Consider the following 18,940-nt stretch of genomic DNA (forward strand, 5'->3'; position numbering starts at 1 on the left):
CTCGATCGACCGCGGAAAGAACAGATCCTCGTTGAAGTGCCAGGTCACCTGCAACCCGTCGTCGCGTTCTTCGACATCGACCTGCAGATCGAACTTGACCGGCAGCCCAGGGTTGATCAGACGGTCGACCGACAGGCCTGGCAACAGGAAATCAGGTGCCTGGCCGGTCACGGTCAACAGCAACTGCATCAGTGGCGCATGGGCGCGACTACGACCAGGCTTCAGCTTCTCCAGCAGCACCTCGAAGGGCAGATCCTGGTGCGAGATCGCCTCTATGAGGTCGCGCTTGCTCTGGTCCAGCAGCGCGTCAAAGCGCGTGCCGCCATCAACCTGGCTACGCAGCAGGACGGTGTTGACGAAAAGGCCAACCGTTCCATCAGCATCCCTGTGTGCCCGGCCGGCCACCGGGAAGCCGATCACTATGTCGCGTTCCGCCGAATACAGCCCCACCAATGCCGCAAGCGCCATATGCATGAAGGCAGCCAGCGTGGCGTCCTGCGCCTGACAACGGGCGCGTATCGCGCGGAGAGACTCACGGCCGATGTGCCGGTACACCTGCCTGCCCGCGTACGTCTGAACGGCAGGCCGCGGCCGATCCAGCGGCAGGCCGTGCAGCTGCGGCAGGCCTTCCAGTTTACCCAGCCAATAGGCCAGGTGATCCGCCACGCTGCGCTCGCTTTGGTGTGATCGCTGCCATTGGCAGTAGTCGACGTACTGCAACGGTAGGGGGCGACCGGCCTGCCCTGCTCCCGTCATCCCGGCATACCGCTCCGAGATCTCGCGCTTGAGGATCTCGATCGACCAGCCATCGCATGCGATGTGGTGGACATTCATGACGAAGATCACCACGCCGCGCGAGAGACGCAGCGTCGCGACGTGGAGGACCGGGCCGGTGGCGATGTCGAAGCGTCGTTGGTTTTCACGACGCAACAACTCCTGGAGCGCGCGCTCCTGCCCATCGGCATCGAAGGCTGAAGCATCCAGGCGTTCCCACACGAGGGGATGCGCTGGATGCACCACCTGCATCAGCTCGCCATCCACTTCGGTGAAGTGCGTCCGGAGCGCCTCATGCCGCGTCACAACATCATCGACCGCTGCCGCGAGGAGATCGAGATCCAGATCGCCTGCCAGGCGATATGCGCCGACCATGTTGTAGGGTGTGGACGTCTGTTCAAAACGATCAATCAGCCACATCCGGCATTGCGCGGGAGAGGCTGGCACCTGGCTGCGCGCATCTGCATCGATGCGGCGAATTGCCGTCGCTGCCCCGGGGGCCACCGTGCGGAGATGACGGAGAAGGTCGTCCTTGTGTTGCTTCAGCAGCTCCAGCAACTCAGGCTCAGGCGCTCTGCCCAGAAAACGCACGTGCAGCTGGCCATCGCTTTCTGCCAGCTTCAGGCCGCCATCGAAGCATTGTTGGAGAAGGTCCTGGATAGTCATTGCACGCAGGTCCGCATGATGGGCGCCGGATTCATACGCTGAGCGAGGCCTGGGGGGTGCGCGCAACCTGCTCGCTCCTTTCCGTCACTGAAACGATCGACCCACCAGCAAACTTGACGACTTTGTCAGCCAGGTGGAAGTAACGCTCGTCATGGCTCACCACCACGATGGTCTTTCCGAGGCGCTTCAGGTCGAACAGGAGCTCTTTGTAGAAGAACTCGCGGAACTCAGGATCCTGGTCCGCCGCCCACTCGTCGAATACGTATATGTCCGAGTTGTCGAAGTAGGCGACCAGCAAGGCAAGACGTTTGCGCTGCCCATATGACAGGCGGGTCGTCGAGATGCGCCCATTCTCGATGCTGACCTTCGCCGACAGTCCCAAGCGCTTGACCAGCGCAGATGCCTCGTGCAGATGAAGCGGAGCATCGTCCTTGGGGACCAGGGTCTCGAAGAGGTAGTAGTCCTGGAAGACTGCAGAGAACCACTGGAAGTGCTGACTCTGGGAGGCCGCTTCCTGGCCATTGACTACGATGTCCCCGCCTTCTACGGCATACAGGCCGGTCAGCAGCTTGGCTGCGGTTGTTTTGCCACTGCCGTTGCCGCCTACGAAGTAGACGATCTCCCCACGCGTGATCTCAAGGTTCAGCGGGCCGATACTGAACCCTTCTGTGCCCTCGTCCTGGCTCTCATAGGTGAAGCCAACATCACGCATCACGAGGGACTGAAAAGGTTCCATTGCATGCTGGGTGATGGCCGCAGGCTCCAGCGGAAGGGTGAGCTGCAGCTCCGCCAGCTTTGCGGAGCCGATCTTCGCGCCGTAGATGGTCCTGAACGAGTTCATCAGGATATTCAACGGGCCTACCATGTAGAAGATGACAATGATGAAGCTCATCACATAGGCGCGATCCAGCACGCCCACGGCCGGTGAAAGGAACAGTATTGCGCCGATGGCGATGAAGACGATTGCCGATGCCCAACTGCTAGACAAGCCCCAAAGCGCTTCAGCCGATACGGTTGCCTTGCGGTAGCTCTCGGCGTGCTCTCGCAACTCCTGCCCAAGAAAGGCTTCGCCACGCCAGCGGTTGAACTTCAGCTCCTTGTTGCCGTCAATCAAGGCTTCGTAGCAGCGGAACAGGTCGTCTTCGATCTTCCTGCGCACCACGAATTTCCTTTCGGCGCGATTGGCGATGACAAACTTTGCCACTCCCAGCGCCAGAAGAAGAAAAGCAAGGAAGATGCCGAAAAGTTGCAGCGACAGGGTACCAAGATAGATCAGGCATGCCAGGACCACGGTCCCATTGAATACATAGCCCGGAAGCATGGTAAACAGCTCATGTACCGCTGGCACGTCCTTGGTCAACGCGGTGTATAGCCGGTGGCTGCCGATCGCCTCGACCTGCTGGACGGACAGATTAGAAATGCCCTTCACCAACCCCTCTCGAAGTTTCATGAACGTCTCGGCACCGAGCCGCGAGAGAAGCACTTGCGAAAGGATCGTAAATCCAATGACTGACAGCAGGACGAGCCCGAACGTGGCCACGCTCGTCGCGTCGAAGCGAGTGACATGGATGTACTTGTTGATAAGCACCATCAAGACGATGTTGGCGGCACCGGCAAGTGCACTGATCGCACCAATCAGCACGATTTTTGCTTTGTTCCGATGAATCTCAACCATCAGCATGGGCGACCTACCTGGAGGGGGATCCGTACTACAAGGTGATTTGGTTGACGTACGATTCTTCAGCCGTTGCACGTACGGCCACCAGTATTGCGGCCTGCGCTGCCTTCTGCTCGATGAGCATGGCCTGCATCTCGATGGTCGCGCAGGTGAACAACTCGGATAGATCAAGCGAGAGCTCGAACTCCGTCTCGATCGCGGTTGCCAGGCGCATCAGGAGAAGTGAGTCGCCGCCGCAGGCAAAGAAGCTTTTCCGCGCATCCAAGGCGTCCTGGGCCAGGAGGGAGCCCCATAGGCGCTGCAACCTGCGCTCGACATCGCTGCGGGGCTCGACGACCGCATGCGCATGGAGCGCGTTCTTTGTGGGCGCCGGCAGGGCATTTCGATCGATCTTTCCGTTCGGTGTGAGTGGAAGCGCCGGCAGCACCACGAATACGGATGGAACCATGTATGCGGGCAGCGTCGTGGATAGATGCGCAAGCACGTCATCGGTGAGCGTGTCACGCACCTCATCAATCCCCGGGCCATCTTTGCCACCCACGATGTATCCAACGATGACGAGATTTTCTTCCGTACTGACGTCATTGCGTACGATCACCGCGCAGTCGCGCACTCTTGGATGACTGCTGATCCGGGTTTCGATCTCCCCAAGCTCGACGCGGAATCCGCGGACCTTCACCTGATTGTCTTTGCGCCCGGCATAGCGCAGGTTACCGTCTGCGTCGAACCGGGCCCTATCTCCCGTGCGATACAGGCGCTTGCCGGTGTTTGGGTCAAGAATGAATTTCTCATCGGTCAGCGCTGGCTGGTTCAAATAGCCGCGCGCAAGTCCGGCGCCGGCAATGTGCAACTCGCCTACCAGACCGGGGGGCAGCAAGCTGCCATGGTGGTCGAGCACGTACACCTGGGTATTTGCGATAGGCCTGCCTATGGATTCATGGCCCCCTCTTTCGCGTCGACACCATGTGGAATACGTGGTGTCCTCTGAAGGGCCATACAGGTCGTTGACCCGGACCCCAGGCAGTTCATGCAGCGCGTCGACGAGGTCCTGTCGCAACAGCTCCCCGGCCAGGTTGATGCAACGCACCGAGCTGGGAATCGCAGAAGCGTCCAGCAACGGACGGATCGCGGATGGAACCGTGTTGATCAGCGTGACATCCGCTACGCCCCGCCCTTTGAGGGCCAGTACATTGTCAACCAGCACCACACGGCCGCCCTTGGCGAGCGGCGCGAACATTTCGAATACTGAAAGATCAAAGCAGATGGATGTGGCAGCCAGGACCCCGTCCAGATCGTCGCGGGTGAACGCGCCTAGCACCCACTGTATGAAGGCCGATGCCTGGCGATGCTCGATCAGTACACCCTTGGGTTTACCCGTCGAGCCAGAGGTGTAGATCACATAGGCAAGGTCTGCATCGGACCGCGCGGTCTGACCGGATTCATGAAGGTCCTGCAGCGTGCCGACGTCTGCGCTGAGCAGTTCGTCCATGTCGATGACATTTGGCGTACCGACCGGCAACACGGCGCGCCCCAGGCAGTCGGTCAGTACCGCCTGGGCCCCAGAATCGCCAAGAATGTATTCGATCCGGGCCTGCGGGTAGGCCGGGTCGAGCGGCACATAGGCTGCCCCGGACTTCAGGATCCCCAGGATCGCCGCCAACATCCGGGGCGTGCGGCTGTGGCAGACGCCGACGAATCGATCAGGCCCCACGCCGAGCGCGGCCAAGCGGAGGGCGACGCGGCTCGCTTGCGCGTCCAACGCCCGGTACGAGACGGCCTCGTCTCCACAGGTGACCGCGATCGCATCAGGCGTCCGCGCGACCTGTTCTTCGAAGAACTGGTGCAAGCGTACGCCGCAGCGCAGTGGCGATGTCGTGCCGCTCCAGTCGCCAAGCAGTTCTTCAGCTTCAACGGCGGTCGGGAGTCGGTAGGTGCTGATCGGGAGGTCGTCCTCCAGAGCCAGCTGGCACAACAGTCCGTGCAACCGATCGAGGATCGCGGTGGCTTCACTCTGGTCGAAATAGTCGGCGCGGTAGTCAAGATGAAGTGCAACTGCCTGTGTATCGCCGTAGTCACATACCACGAAGGTCAGTGGCGCCTGTTCGTGGTCGTGCGTGAGGTATTCCGTTTGAACCGCGCGCCCGTCAATGCCCAGCTCGAAGTCCAGCTTCTGATAGTTGAAGGCAAGCTGGTGAAGCTGCCCATTCCACGTCGGGTGTTTCTCGCGCAGGGCCCGTATCAGGTCGCCCATCGGAAAACGGCTGTGACGATGGTTCCGCCGCTGCCACAGCGTGACATCACGCAGCAATTCACCAAAACAGGGATCGCCTGGCAGGTTGAAGCGCGTGGCGCTCACATTGACCAGAGAACCGATGGTCGCCTTCTCGTCAGCCGTGCGCCGATTGTGGACGGGTGAGCAGATCACCAGATCGTCGCAGCCGTAAGCCCGGGAAAAATAGACGTAGAGCGCGGCCTGGAACACTGACACGATATGCGTGCCTGCCCGGCGTGCCAGCTCGCATAGCGCATTGAAGAGTGGTGGGGCGAGGGTGATGCTGGTGCGGCGGCTGGTCGCCGGTGGCTGATGGGCCGGTGTGATGCTCGATGCAAACAAGGGGCGAGGAATGCTCTCGTACTGGTTCAGCCAGAAATCACGGCTTTGCGCATAGGAAGCGCTTGCCGGATAGGCCGCTTGTTCCCTCATGTAGCCGACGAACGAGGGTGGCGCGGTGCTTCCGGCCGATCCCCGCGAGAGTTCTTCATAGAACTCAAGGAAACGCTGCATCTGCAGTGCAAAGCCCCACCCATCCATGATGAGGTGATGCGCTTTTGCGAAGTACCAGTATTCCCCTTCCGCTACCTTGATAAGCGCGTCTTCAAATACCGCATCGGATATATCGTCAAACGGCACCCGGAACCGATGCAGAATCCACGCTCTTGCGGCCTCCCTGGCGTCGGCGTTGCCCGAATGATCGTGCATTGGGAGCGGTCCCGGCAGCCGGTCGGTTAGCAGCGGCTTACAGCCGCCCGTCACCTCCCGGAAACGCAGCCGGTAGGTATCGTTGCCTTCAAACACCCGTTGGCGAGCACGAGCAAACCGCTCTGTGTCCAGTTCGCCAACGTACTTCTGGCAACCACCGATGTTGTTGACAACGCCACCGAAGTGCTTCCCCTCCAAGTAGATGTCGCGCTGGGTCGGGGTGAGTTGCAACGTGCTTGCGTGCACAACGGCTCTCCTTTGCATCCCTGCTGCCAAAGCAACCTTCAATCAAGGCCGATCACCCGTGGTCGCCATACCCCTCGCGCCACTTGATTCCATCCGATCCAGGCGTCTGCACTACCCGCGATCCGAGGATATGCCTCGATCACTCTACCGCAGAAAACCCTGTCGGAACCACATATCAAGCAGCCTGCCCCAATCCGAATGTGAACTGCATCACCCGCCTGGCGGTCTGTTCGAGATACGGTGGATACATGATATCCACGCTTGCTCCGTCGCGCTCTGGAGGCGTGATCACGGTGAGCTTTCCCTCTGTCAGAGTATTCCAGTCGCACCACGGCTTGATCTGCTCGGCAGCTTCGGGATCCACGTAGTGCCACTGGTAAAGATTGACGTCGAGGTTTGAGCACGGCGCGCGGTACTTTCGCGTTGCCTGGCGCATCAGGCACATCGCCTCTATGCACTTGCCTATCCAATCGAGATCGTTGCCGGCCTCGACTACCCCCTGGAGGCGCAGACTGTCGACGATGGCATCGGCCACCTCACGGAAACTGAGTGTTTCCATACGCTCCCAGTTCACCCCGCTCAGTTCGATGCCATAGCGCGCTGCAATGTAGTCGCGCAGGAAAGTCGCGCGCTCCCGCTCGGCCGAATCAAAACCGCTGACCAGGCTGGATCCGAACATGGACACGGAATCGACCTGTGCCCCACCCAGCTGAAGCTGGCACGCCACCTCGTAAGCGATTACGCCACCAGAGCAATAGCCGAAGATCGTGTAGGGACCCTCGGGCTGGATGGAACGAATGACATCCACGTGGTACTCGGCCAGTTCTGGCAGGGAACGATAGGCAAAGTCCCCATAGATGAAGGGCTCCTCGAGCGCGTAGAGCTTCGCGTACGGCTCGAGTGCCGTTGCCAGTCCCTCGTAATATCCCACTCCGCCACCGGCAGGATGCATACAGAACACAATGCGTCGCGCGGATGAATCATTCAGTTCAACAACGGTCGAAGACAGCGTTTCCGGCAAATTCATGAAAATTTCCTCGGCGATCACGATTCCATCGCATCCTGTGGCGGCATCCAGACGCCTGCGCCTACTGCATCGTGCCTGTGAATGCACTGCGGAACTGATCAGAGAGCGTATCCCACTGCACCTCGTCCAGCAATGCGCGGTGGACACTCAAAACAGCGACGCTCGACGTGTCGCCAACGAAAAGATCGGCGCGCAGCAAGGGCCCCTGGAGTGAGGCAATGGCGCGCTCGACCTGGCGCCGGGCCGCCGCCACCTCCGCGACTATCGCCTCGGGACCTGCCCCCGAAACATCGTGGATGTTGACGATCGAGCGCAGGAGCTCACGACTGGCTTCGACCCGCATGACGCGGTACGAATCGCCCGTCGCTTGAAATACCGAGAGCAACGCATCACGCTCGGTAATCGTGCCCTTCACCCACTGCCTGAAGTGGGTTTCGGTAACCTCGCCGCCCACTTCAATCTGCGCGCGCCAGCACCCGGCATCTGCGGCTCCGGATTGGAGTACGTCATGCTGATACGGGGATAGCGGCGCATAGGCCTGGCGTGTTGCAGGTGCAGCTTGCGCACTTGCATCCACCACACCGCAGATCCCCCGGATGGTCTGGAGCTTGAAGATGCTGCCGATTTTTATGTCCAGGCCCAGCTTTCCCGCCTGCATTACCGTCTGGATGGCTCTGATCGAGTTTCCTCCAATATCAAAGAAGTTCTGGTTGCGACCGACCTGGTCGAGGCCGAAAAGCGCCTGCCAGATGCCAGCCAGTACCTCTTCGCGCTCACCGACGGGGGCCTCGTATTCATGGTCATCGGGACCCACAGACGTCAACGCCGGGAGCGCATCGAGATCCCTCAGCCCACCCGCCGTCCTTGGCAACGCGTCCAGGACCACGAACGCGCCGGGAACCATGTACTCGGGCAGGTCGACAGTCAATCGAGCACGAAGATCGACAGGGCTCAACCTGTGACCCGCCAGGGCCACCAGGTAGGCAGTCAGCACTTCCAAGCCCGCGGGGTCCTTCCTTACCACGACCGCCGCTTCCTGTACGCCAGCACAGCCCAACAAGCCGGCCTCGATCCTGCCGGCATCAATATGCAAACGCCTGAAGATGGTCTGCGAACCGGTACGCCCAAGCAACTCGATGGTGCCATCGACGCGCCAGCGCCCCAGATCGCCGGACCTGTACATACGCGCGCCGGGATCGGTACCGAAGGGGTCTGCGACGAAATGTTCTGCGGTTGACCTGACTTCGCCGAGATAGCCGCGAGCGACGCCTGCCGCCCCCACGCACAGCTCGCCCACGACGCCCACCGGTACCGGCTGCCGGTCCTCGTCGAGAATGTAGACACGGGCGTTGCCGAGTGGCCGACCGATGTTGTAACCGTGCAGCCACGGTGCCGCGACGGGAGAGGCCGCCGCCAGGCCGCTCTCGATCATGCCGTAGACGTTGTGGAAAGCCACGTTTGCGGCGGCCAGCATGTACGCGTGGAGTGCACTTGGGATGGGCTCACCTCCGACAAGTACGCGATGGCAACGGCTGCCCGAGCCCGCCTCCAGCAACCCCGCAGTAACCAGAAGCTGCAGTTGCGTGGGCGTGCAGTGGAGGAGATCCACCCGCTGCTGGACCAGCTGATCGAGCAACCGCTTCCCGTCCGCACCTGCATCTCTGGCAAGCAGCACGACGCATGCTCCGGAAAGCAGCTGGGCCAATGAGCCGACGAATGCATCGAAGGCGACGGAACCATTCAGCGCGACGCTTCGAGTCGGCGTATCGGTACTGCCCACGATCGTGTCCAGCAATGTCCAGAGGTTGAGCACGTTTCGATGCTCGACCAAGACGCCCTGCTCATCTCCGGCACGTCCAGAACCATAGGCCACGCACGCGAGACTGGTGGCGTCAATGCCAAGCGCCCGTGCATCAGGATTATGCGCAGGCGCGCGTGCCAACGCGTCCCGGGTTTCAGCTTCATCCATGCACAGGACGTCGACGGCCACCCCATCCAGCAGCGACTGCGTCGCCACCTGCGCCACCAGCGCTACGGGTGCGAGGTCCTGCAGTCGCTGGACCAGACCTGCCGCAGGCAGATCGGAATGCAGCATCGCGTAGGTTGCTCCGGCCTTGAGCACGCCCATTACCGCGACCAGCGCTTCAGGACCGTGCTCCATACAGATGCCGACACGATCCCCCGGTTCGAGCCCACGCGCGAGCAGGTGGTGTGCCAGGCGATTGGCACGGGCATTCAGTTCGCCGTAGCTCAGGCACTGCGCATCGTACGCGATCGCTTGTGCGTCCGGCTGGATGGCTGCCACCTGTTCGAAGCGTTCCTGGATCAGCGACTCGGACGGATGCGGGCTGGATTGGCCGCTGATCACCTCCACTACGTTCCGGCGTTCCTCTACGCTCATGAGCGGTAGTTCGCGCAGTGACCGCTCTGGCCGATCAACGATTGACTGCAGCAGCACCGCAAAGCCGGCTGCCATTCGTTCGATCGTCGCTGCTTCAAAGAGGCTCGTGGCATACCGCCACGCCAGGTGCAGCTCACCGCTGTGCTCCACGGCGTCCAATTCGAGCTCGAACTTGGCCACGGGTGCGGGATCGCCCTCGCCTGCGATCTCCAGACCAGGCAGGCGAAGCTCACCCACACTCTGGTTCTGCAGCGAAAACACCACTTGCACGACGGGGCTATGGCTCAGGCTGCGCTCGGGCTGCAGGCGGTCCACAAGCATCTCCAGCGGAATATCCTGGTTTGCGAAGGCTTCGATGGCTTGCTTGCGGCCCTCGGCCAGGACATCGATGAAGCGCTTGTCCGGGTTGAGCTGGTAGCGGAATACCAGGGTGTTGACGAAGAACCCGATCAATGCGCCCAGTTGCTCATTGGTACGGCAGGCGACCGGGCTTCCGATCACGATGTCGGCTTCGCGGCTCCAGCGGCTCAACAGCGCGGCGAAGGCACTTTGCAGCACCATGAATGGGGTTGCGTCATGGCGCTTGCCCAGGGCATCCAGTGCCGACAGCAACTCGCGGCCGATCACCTGCGTATGCACCGCACCTGCGAACTTCTGTTGAGGTGGTCGCGGATGATCGAGGGGCAACGCATGCAAAGGCGGCGCGCCTTGCAGCACACGCTCCCAGTGATGCCACTGCCGCTCGATTTCATCTGCGAACGTTGTCCGCTGCCAATGCGCAAAATCCGCGTACTGGATATCGAGTTCTGGCAGCGTGGCCTCCCGACCTTCGTGCAACGCGGTGTAGAGCGCAACGAATTCGCTCGCGAGCACGCCGATCGACCAGCCATCGGACGCGATGTGGTGCATGGTCAGCAACAGGACGTGGTCCTGCTCATCCAGCGCGAGCAAGCGTACACGCAGGAGCTGGTCACGCTCCAGATTGAAGGCTGTGGAGGCCTCTTCCGCCGTATGCCTGGCGACGGCCGCGGCTTTCGCGGCGGCGTCCAGGCCTGCCAGGTCGATGACAGGAAAATCGATGGCGTGCGAGGGCTGAACAATCTGAACGGGACCTTCGTCAGTCCGGACGAAAACGGTACGCAACACGGAATGGCGAGCGATGATGGTTTCGAGGCCGTTCCGCAGCGCACCTCGATCGAGGCTGCCGCGCAGACGTAGTGCGAATGGCATGTTGTAGTGCGAACTGCCGCCGTTTACCTGATCGACCACCCACAGCTGTTGCTGCGAGAACGAAAGCGGTATCGAGCCATGCTTGTCGATCACCGGGATATGCGCCCGGGAAACCTGCTTCTGACGGTCGACGTAGTTCGACAGGCCTTCGATGGAGCTGTGGAGGAAGAGCGCTTTGAGCGATCGCTCGATCCCGAAATGCGTTGCGACGCGGCCTGCCACGCGCATGGCCTTGAGCGAATTGCCTCCCAGGTCGAAGAAGCCGTCTCGTGTGCTTGATATCTCCACGCCGAGCACGTCCTGCCAGATCGCCAGCATGTCCACTTCGGTCTGGGTAGCTGGTGCAACCGTTGTCCGGTCGCCGTCGGCCAAGCCCGTGGATCGTGGGACCTTGCCATGCTGCAGGGCTCGTTGGCGTAGCTGGACGTGGAACGCATCGTCCGGGAGTTCGATCGTTGTGATCGAGTCACTGCTGGGTAGCTGTGCCAGGAAAGTGACAAGTACGCTGAGCATGGCCTCGATGGCCTCCTCGGAAAAATCCTCGTCGCGGAATCGACAGCTGATCGTCAGCACTTCCTGCAACGTGGCGACAAGTGTCAGCTTGTAGTTCGTCTGCTCGTCCGATCCCAGCCCATCCATCGCCAGGCCATGCGCCGACATGTCGGCGGTCGTCCCGACGGCGGCGTCGATCGGAAAGTTCTCGAAGGCGATCAGACTGTCGAACAATGGCGTGTGGCTGGCAGACGGGCTGTACGACTGCACCTCGGCCAGTGGCAGGTAGCCGAAGTCGTTGCTTTCCTGGAATGATCTGTGGAGGGCGGCGATCAACGGCAGGACGTCGGTCTGCGCAAATGAAAGTTTGACCGGAATGGTGTTGATGAAAAGGCCCACCATCGACTCGATATCCGCCACCGCTGCAGGCCGACCGGAAACGGTCGCACCGAACATGACGGTCTCCTCGCCGCTGTAGCGATGCAGGAGCAAGCCCCAAGCCAGCTGCACGAGAGTGTTCACGGTGGTATGGCTGCGCTTGGCGAATGCCTGGAGCTGGTCAGACACCTCGCGGGTCAACTGCACGGACCTGGCCCGATGTCCTTGGCCCCTCTTGCCTGGCATGCGATCGATCACCAGTGGTGTTGGCGCCTGCGTATCGGCAAGCTGCGCCCTCCAGTAGTTGGCGGCCGCGCTCCTGTCCTGCGCCTGCAGCCAGGAAATGTAATTCGAAAATGGCGCGGCAGCCGGCAGCGTGGCCTTGTCGCCGCGCAGCAGGGACTGATAGATGGCCATCACGTCGCGATAGACAAGCGGTGTCGACCAGCCATCAAGCAGCATGTGGTGCGAACTCCACAAGACCCTGAAGCGGTTGTCGGACAGCCAGAACAGGCTGATGCGCAGCATCGGTGCGCAGGACGGGTCAAAGCCGATCGCTTTGTCCCGCTGGCGGGCATCTTCGAAGTGCCTGGCCTGCTGCTCTTCGGTCAGCGAGCGAAGATCCACTTCAACCCAGGGAACCACCGCATTGGGAACGACAAGCTGGTGCAGTTGCTCGCCTTCGCCAACGAAGACGGTGCGGAGGATATCGTACCGTTCAACCACCGCCTGCCAGGCCTGTCGGAACAGGTCCGCGTCCAGGTGGCCGGTGAAGGTCGGGTATATCTGCGATACGTACGCACTTGCATCGAGCATGCTGTGATACAGCATGCCCTGCTGCATCGAGGTGGCGGGATACAGGTTCTCGATGGTGTATCGGGCCTGCCACGCATCCAGATCGGCAGTGGTGACGCGCGACATCGGGAAGTCGCTGGGCAACAGGCCCGATTGGCGGCGCAGGGCAACCGGCGCCGCTCCCTTGGCGGGTGCGCAATGCTCGATGACCCGCCTCAATGCGTCTTCGAGGTGGCCCGCCAGGCCCTCCATGTTCGCCCGCAAGAACTCCTGATCGCTGAAGCTCAGTTCGAACTGGAGCTTGCCCAGCACCACCATGCCGTTGAGCTCCAGGACCTGCTCGCGGCGGCGCTCGGGGTCGACATCCGTGCCCGTCGACTCTGGCGCGAATCGGAACAGCGAAGCTTCGTCGAACGTCTGGTCGAACTGGCCCAGGTAGTTGAACACCACCTGCGCCCGACTCCCCTGCTCGGCCTGTGCAAGCACAGCGTCGCCGGCGAGGTGCCGCAGGACACCGTAGCCGAGGCCCTTGTTCGGAATGGCCCGGTAGTGTTCCTTGACGCTGCGGATCACGCTCGGGATCTCCACGTCATCGCATCGAAGCGTCAACGGGTAGGTGGTAGTGAACCAGCCCACCGTCTGCGTGGTGTCCAGTGCCTCGAACACATCTTCCCGACCGTGTCCCTCAAGGATGACGCGCAGGGTCGGCGACTGGGTCCAACGGCGCATGCCAAGGTACACCGCCGAGAGCAACAGCTCATTGACGTCGGTGCGGTACGCTGCCGGGCACTCGCGCAGGAGCCGGGTCGTTTCCGCTTCCGACAGCCCGATGCGAACGGTCCGAGTGGTGCTGCGCCGGGCGGCGGACCGCATCGGGAAGTCCGCCGGGAAGGACGGAATCGTATCGGCCAGCTGCGCGTGCCAGAACGCCCTCTCCTTCTGCAGGGCTTCCGACCTGGCATAGTCTGCCAGCGCGGCCCCCCACTGCTGGAACGCCGACGTCTTGGGTGCCAGAGCCGGCGCTGGGCTGCCCTGTTGCACGCGATATGCCTGCTCCAGGTCCGCAAGGAGGATGCGCCAGGAGACGCCATCGACGACCAGATGGTGAGCGACCAGCAGGAGCCTGCCGGAGTCGGCACCCTGGAAATACACGACACGCAGCAGGGGTGGCCTACCGATCCCGAGTGCAAGCTGGTGGTGTTCACATCGCTGCGTGATGCCCACCCCGTCTACATCCGCCGCCAGCACTTCATGCAGGCAGCAATCATCGATCATCTTGTCCGTCAGCGGCTCGTGCGTCGCCGACCAGTCATCCCCCTGGCTTTCGAAGCGCAGCCGGAGTGCATCGTGTCGCTGAAGGATGGAGCCGACAGCCCTTTTCAAGGCGTCGAAGTCGAAGGTCGCCGGCGTCACAAGCAGCACACTCTGGTTGAAATGCTGGATGTGCTCCCGGTCGGCGGCAAGAAATGCCTTCTGGATCGGCAGGAGCTGCAAAGCACCTTTGATCGTCTGTTGAGGCGCGTCTGCAGCCGTGGTGACCCCTTCGCCGCCAACTGCCAGCTCGGCGATCGTCTGGCTCGCGAAGAGTTGCCGGGTCGTCAGCGGGATGCCGGCCTTGTTGGCGCGTGCAACCACCTGGATGGAGAGAATGGAGTCGCCGCCCAGCTGGAAGAAATTATCGTGTATTCCGACTTCGTCTACGCGCAGAAGCGTCTTCCATATCTCACACAGCAACGCTTCTGTCGCGTTACGTGGACCTGCGCTGCGATCATGGGAGGAAGCCGTCACCTCGAGTTGCGCCAGGCCCTTCTTATCCAGTTTGCCGCTGGCATTGAGAGGCAACCTTGACAGGAACTTGAATGCGCTCGGAACCATGTGCGCCGCGAGGGACTGCTCCAGCGCCGCACGCAGCTCGGCGGCAAGATCGATGTCGCTGAACCCCACGTCCATGGGCTGTCGGGGGACGACGTAGGCAACCAGGCGCTTCTGGTTTGCCTGGCCTTCGATCGCCAACACGGCGCACGTGCGAACAGCAGAGAGCTGGTTCAATTGATGTTCGATTTCGCCCAGCTCGATACGGAAACCCCGGATCTTCACCTGGCCGTCCGCCCGCCCCATGAACTCGAGATTGCCGTCTGCCCGCAAGCGTACGATGTCGCCTGTACGGTACAGCCGGACCTGGGACTCGCGGTCCACGATGAACCTGCTCGCGGTGAGTTCTGGTCGGTTGAGGTAACCTCGCGCGAGGCCGACACCGGCGATATGCAGTTCGCCGGGCGCGCCCGCGGGAACAAACTGGCCATCGTCGGAAAGAATGTGAAGCGTGGTATCGCCAAGAGCCTTGCCGATATGAGGCATCTCTCCTGCAATCCGCGCCCAGGTGGAATCGACACAGCACTCGGTCGGGCCATACACGTTGAAGGCCTTACGGTCGTGACTCTCTTGCCACTCCACCAGGCGCTGCCATAGCGCTGTCGAGATGGCTTCTCCTCCAACAAGCAGGTCGGGAAGCATTGACCCGCAGTCCTGGTCGAGCCAGCTCTCGACGATGCTCGGGGTGCAGTCGAGGATATCGAAGCGGTGCTGCCCGAGGACGGACGTGAGGCGGCCGACCTCAAGCTTGTGGCTGTCGTCCAGAACGACCAGGCACCCGCCGTGGCCAAGCCGCGTCAATCCTTGCAGCGATGCATCGAATACATAGGAGGTCATCCATCCCCAGACGGCAGGCTGCCCGGTAATCTCGTCCAGGTGGCGGGAGAGATGACTCAGGCTGCGATGGGCGACGCAAACACCCTTGGGGACACCGGTCGAGCCGGACGTATAGATGACGTAGGCCAGGCAATCGCCCGTCAGTCCATCGATGACAGGATTACTGCTCTCAAGCGCCGATACAGCATGCTCGTCATCCATCGACAGCTGGGCGCCCACGTTGAATGCGTGCCCCCCCGCAACCTGCGAGCTTGTCAGCAGAGTGCTCGTCTTGCTGTCCTGAAGGATGTAGTCGATCCTGGAGGCTGGGTACGCCGGGTCGATGGGCAGGTACGCGCCGCCCGCCTTCCAGGCGGCAAGGATGGCGACCACCATGTCGAGGGAACGATCGATGCAGAGACCGACGATGGAATCCGGCCCGACACCTTGCTGGATGAGCCAGTGGGCGACTTTGTTGGCACGCTCGTTGAGTTGCTGGTAGGTCAGCGAAGCTCCTTCGAAAACGAGCGCTCTCGCATGGGGCTGGCTCTCAGCGTACTTTTCGAACTGCCGATGCAGGCAGACATCTTCAGGCCAGGCTTTGCCGGCCTGGCGCATGAGCGCCCGTTGCGGTTCCACATCCGCCATTGAGCTCAGTGCGAGCTGGTAGATCGGCGTTGAGGGTGCGGCGACGACATGGCGCAGCAGTGACTCGAAACTTGTGCTGAGGCGATGGATGCTGGCTTCATCAAACAGGCTGCAGGCATATGTCCAGTTCAACCACAGGCCGGACTGGCTTTCGCTGATCGCCAGTTCGAGATCAAACTTGATGGTCTGTTGCCCGCCCGTCAGGGTGCTGATCGCCAGATCCGGAAGATCCAGTGTCGCCTCTTCGTTGTTCTGAAGCGCGAACAGCACCTGGAACAGCGGGCTGTGGCTCAAGCTCCGTTTTGGCTGAACCCTTTCCACAACCATGTCGAAGGGCACGTCCTGGTTCGCGTACGCGTCCAGCGCCTTCCGCACGGCATCGCGCAGCATGTGGGTGAAGCTCTGGTCACCGTCAAACTGGTGCCGGAAGACCAGGGTGTTGACGAAGAAACCGATGAGCGGCTCGAGCTGGCTGTGGGTCCGACCGGCGATCGGCGTTCCGATGACGATATCGTCCTCGTGGCTCCAGCGTGCAAGGAGCAGCGCGAATGCGCTTTCCAACAGCATGAAGAGCGTTGCGCCGTTGTCGCGTGCGAGCTCGTTCAGCTGCTTCCCCAGCGTCGCATCAAGGTGTTGCCGGACGATGCGGCCTTCAAAGCTCTGTTCTGCCGGGCGCGGCCTTTCCAATGGCAACCGGTGGACGGTTGGTGCGGCAGCAAGCTGCTTCTCCCAATAGTCCAGCTGTGCCGACACCACCTCATCCCGGAGCGTCTCACGCTGCCACAGGGCGAAGTCGGCATACTGGATGCCGAGGGGCGCCAACGGGTTGTCGCGCTCCTGATGGAAGGCCTGGTAAAGAGCGACGAACTCCCGCGTCAGCACTCCCACTGACCAGCCATCCGACGCAATGTGGTGCATGGTGAGCAACAGCACATGTTCGCTTTCCGACAGCTTGAGCAAGCTGACACGCAGCATGGGATCCTGCCGGAGATTGAAGGCCATGTTGGCCTCGCAGCGGACAAGGCGCTCGACTTCCGCTGCCGCCGAGGCTTCGTCGAGATGAGTGAGGTCGAGCTCACGCATCGGCACCTTCATCGCGGGATGAACGATCTGGACCGCCCGTTCGTCGACCTCGGCGTAGGTAGTGCGCAGAACCTGATGCCGCTCCAGCAGCGTGTCCAGGGACTTCTGCAGGGCACCCTTGTTCAGGTCGCCACGAAGGGTGAGAGCGGTCGGTATGTTGTACTGGCTGCTGCCCGCCTCATGCTGGTCAATGAACCACAAACGCTGCTGCGAAAAGGAAAGAGGCGATCCGGCTGTGGCTCTTGCAACCGGCTTGATGAGGTCGCCGCCAGGATCCGCCGTTGACGACTGGATCTCGGATAGAAGTTCGATCAGCAGCTCTTTGTTGAGGGTGATTTCCTGCCTGAGCTCATCGTCGAGCGCGCCAGGCTTGGCTCTCACTTTCAGCCTGCCGTCGACAACGGATAGATCTACGTTCTTTGCCCGCGCTTTTTCCAATACGGCGATCGGCATACTAAAATCCTTTCAAGTACAGGGTTTGAACAATCCTTTACACCGTTACAGAAACGCCGCGATCAGACTGAAGACATCAGGCGCTCTGGCACAACCACCCCGAGCCTGCGCGCGCTCAAGCACGCCAAGCCCACAACGTATCATCCGGACTCGCTTTCTGAAAATCTGAATACCGGCGCCGGCTCTCGCGGCCCTCCACGGACATCGCCGGCCAGCTCCGCACGCCCCCTGGATCCGGCCCGTTCCGTGCAGTTCCATCTTGCAAAGGGCTCCCCATTACACGGACAGGGCCATCGGTCCGGTTCCCGCCGTCCCCGCCGCTCCGTTCCCCAACGGTTGGCAGTCTGCCGCAATGCTCAAATATACTCATCGAACGTTCCGTCGCCAATCATCACGACATCGTCCAGCTGTTGAGCCGAAACGCTCAGATCACGCCTCGCGATCGGATCGGCCTGGGCCAGCATGATCGATCGCTCGCCCTCGTAGGATTTGCGCGCGTGGGACGTCAGCAGGTTGTCAACCACAATCAGATCGCCGCGCTCCCACTTCCAGACGACGGTTTCCGCTATGTAGGCACGCTGCAGCGCTTCCATCACGGATGCTTCGATCGGCGTTCCGTCACCGTAGTACGTATTGTGCGGCAAGTCCGCAATATCGCAGATCGACAGAAGGGACTCACGGATCCGCTCATCAAGCGTCGCGATATTGAAGAACGTGATGTGATTGAACCAGGACAGCTCACCGGTAAGCGGGTGGCGCAACACCGGATCCCTCACCTGACGCGTCCGCAGTGAATCCGTTCCGGTCCACTCGAACTGGATGTCTTCATCGCGGCAATACTGCTCGACCACCGATCGATCCGTGGTACTGAAGGCCTCCTCCCATGGGACGCCAATGCCGCCACCGAAGTTCCTCACATACATCCATTTCCTTTCGAAGAACGTCTTGACTATCAGTGGGTCGAGCCGTTGCAGGACCGAGCGGCAATCGACCAACGGCGTTTCTCCCCCCACCTCCGACGGCATCGCACAGTAGAAGAACAGCTTCATCGGGAACGACCGTTTGTAGGAGTTCTCGTTGTGGGGAAATATCTCCTGATCAGATCGATAGTTGGTCGACGTATACACATTCCCGTCGATCTGGCTTCTTGGCGAGCTTTCCTCCGTGCCGACGAACTCCTGGCTCGACAGCCTGCTGACCAGCTGACCCAGCGTCTTGGCGTCGATAGGATCGAAACCCCGGTACAGGACCGCGCCATGCTCAGCGAGCCCCTTCTCCAACGGGGCTTTCTCATCCTTCAGCCACTCGCAGATATCGGTGCGCCCAGCGGGGGCATTTACTATCAGTGGAAGCGATTTCTTCTTCGTCACATCCATCACCATTGGCACGTTGAGGGCACAG

General features: G+C 61.2%; 5 protein-coding genes and 1 pseudogene. All 6 read right to left on the reverse strand.

The window, feature by feature from the left end:
* Window positions 1-6: 6 nt before the first annotated feature.
* Window positions 7-1,440, reverse strand: a pseudogene (locus Q5Z10_RS21475) (condensation domain-containing protein); the annotation flags it as partial.
* A gap of 31 nt (window positions 1,441-1,471) precedes the next feature.
* On the reverse strand, window positions 1,472-3,121 hold the full coding sequence (locus Q5Z10_RS15585) for a cyclic peptide export ABC transporter (protein ID WP_303636295.1): 1,650 nt from the start codon (window positions 3,119-3,121) through the stop codon (window positions 1,472-1,474).
* Between the two features lie 28 nt (window positions 3,122-3,149).
* A complete protein-coding gene (locus Q5Z10_RS15590) occupies window positions 3,150-6,344 on the reverse strand; it encodes a non-ribosomal peptide synthetase (protein ID WP_303636296.1) in 3,195 nt (1,064 codons plus the stop codon).
* 175 nt (window positions 6,345-6,519) lie between these two features.
* The gene (locus Q5Z10_RS15595) at window positions 6,520-7,392 is read right to left on the reverse strand and encodes a thioesterase domain-containing protein (protein WP_100461230.1); all 873 of its coding nucleotides are present in this window, start codon (window positions 7,390-7,392) and stop codon (window positions 6,520-6,522) included.
* 40 nt (window positions 7,393-7,432) lie between these two features.
* A complete protein-coding gene (locus Q5Z10_RS15600; protein ID WP_303636297.1) occupies window positions 7,433-17,539 on the reverse strand; it encodes a non-ribosomal peptide synthetase in 10,107 nt (3,368 codons plus the stop codon).
* A 356-nt stretch (window positions 17,540-17,895) separates the two neighbouring features.
* On the reverse strand, window positions 17,896-18,915 hold the full coding sequence (locus tag Q5Z10_RS15605) for a TauD/TfdA family dioxygenase (RefSeq protein WP_303636298.1): 1,020 nt from the start codon (window positions 18,913-18,915) through the stop codon (window positions 17,896-17,898).
* Between the last annotated feature and the right edge of the window lie 25 nt (window positions 18,916-18,940).

The organism is Stenotrophomonas sp. 704A1, assembly GCF_030549525.1.
GTDB classification, from domain to species: domain Bacteria; phylum Pseudomonadota; class Gammaproteobacteria; order Xanthomonadales; family Xanthomonadaceae; genus Stenotrophomonas; species Stenotrophomonas tuberculopleuritidis.

What these genes read in the sequence shown, in the direction of transcription:
- Q5Z10_RS15605 (WP_303636298.1), bottom strand. Translation starts at nt 18,915, where the DNA reads ATGGATGTGACGAAGAAGAAATCGCTTCCACTGATAGTAAATGCCCCC.
- Q5Z10_RS15585 (WP_303636295.1), bottom strand. Translation starts at nt 3,121, where the DNA reads ATGCTGATGGTTGAGATTCATCGGAACAAAGCAAAAATCGTGCTGATT.
- Q5Z10_RS15600 (WP_303636297.1), bottom strand. Translation starts at nt 17,539, where the DNA reads ATGCCGATCGCCGTATTGGAAAAAGCGCGGGCAAAGAACGTAGATCTA.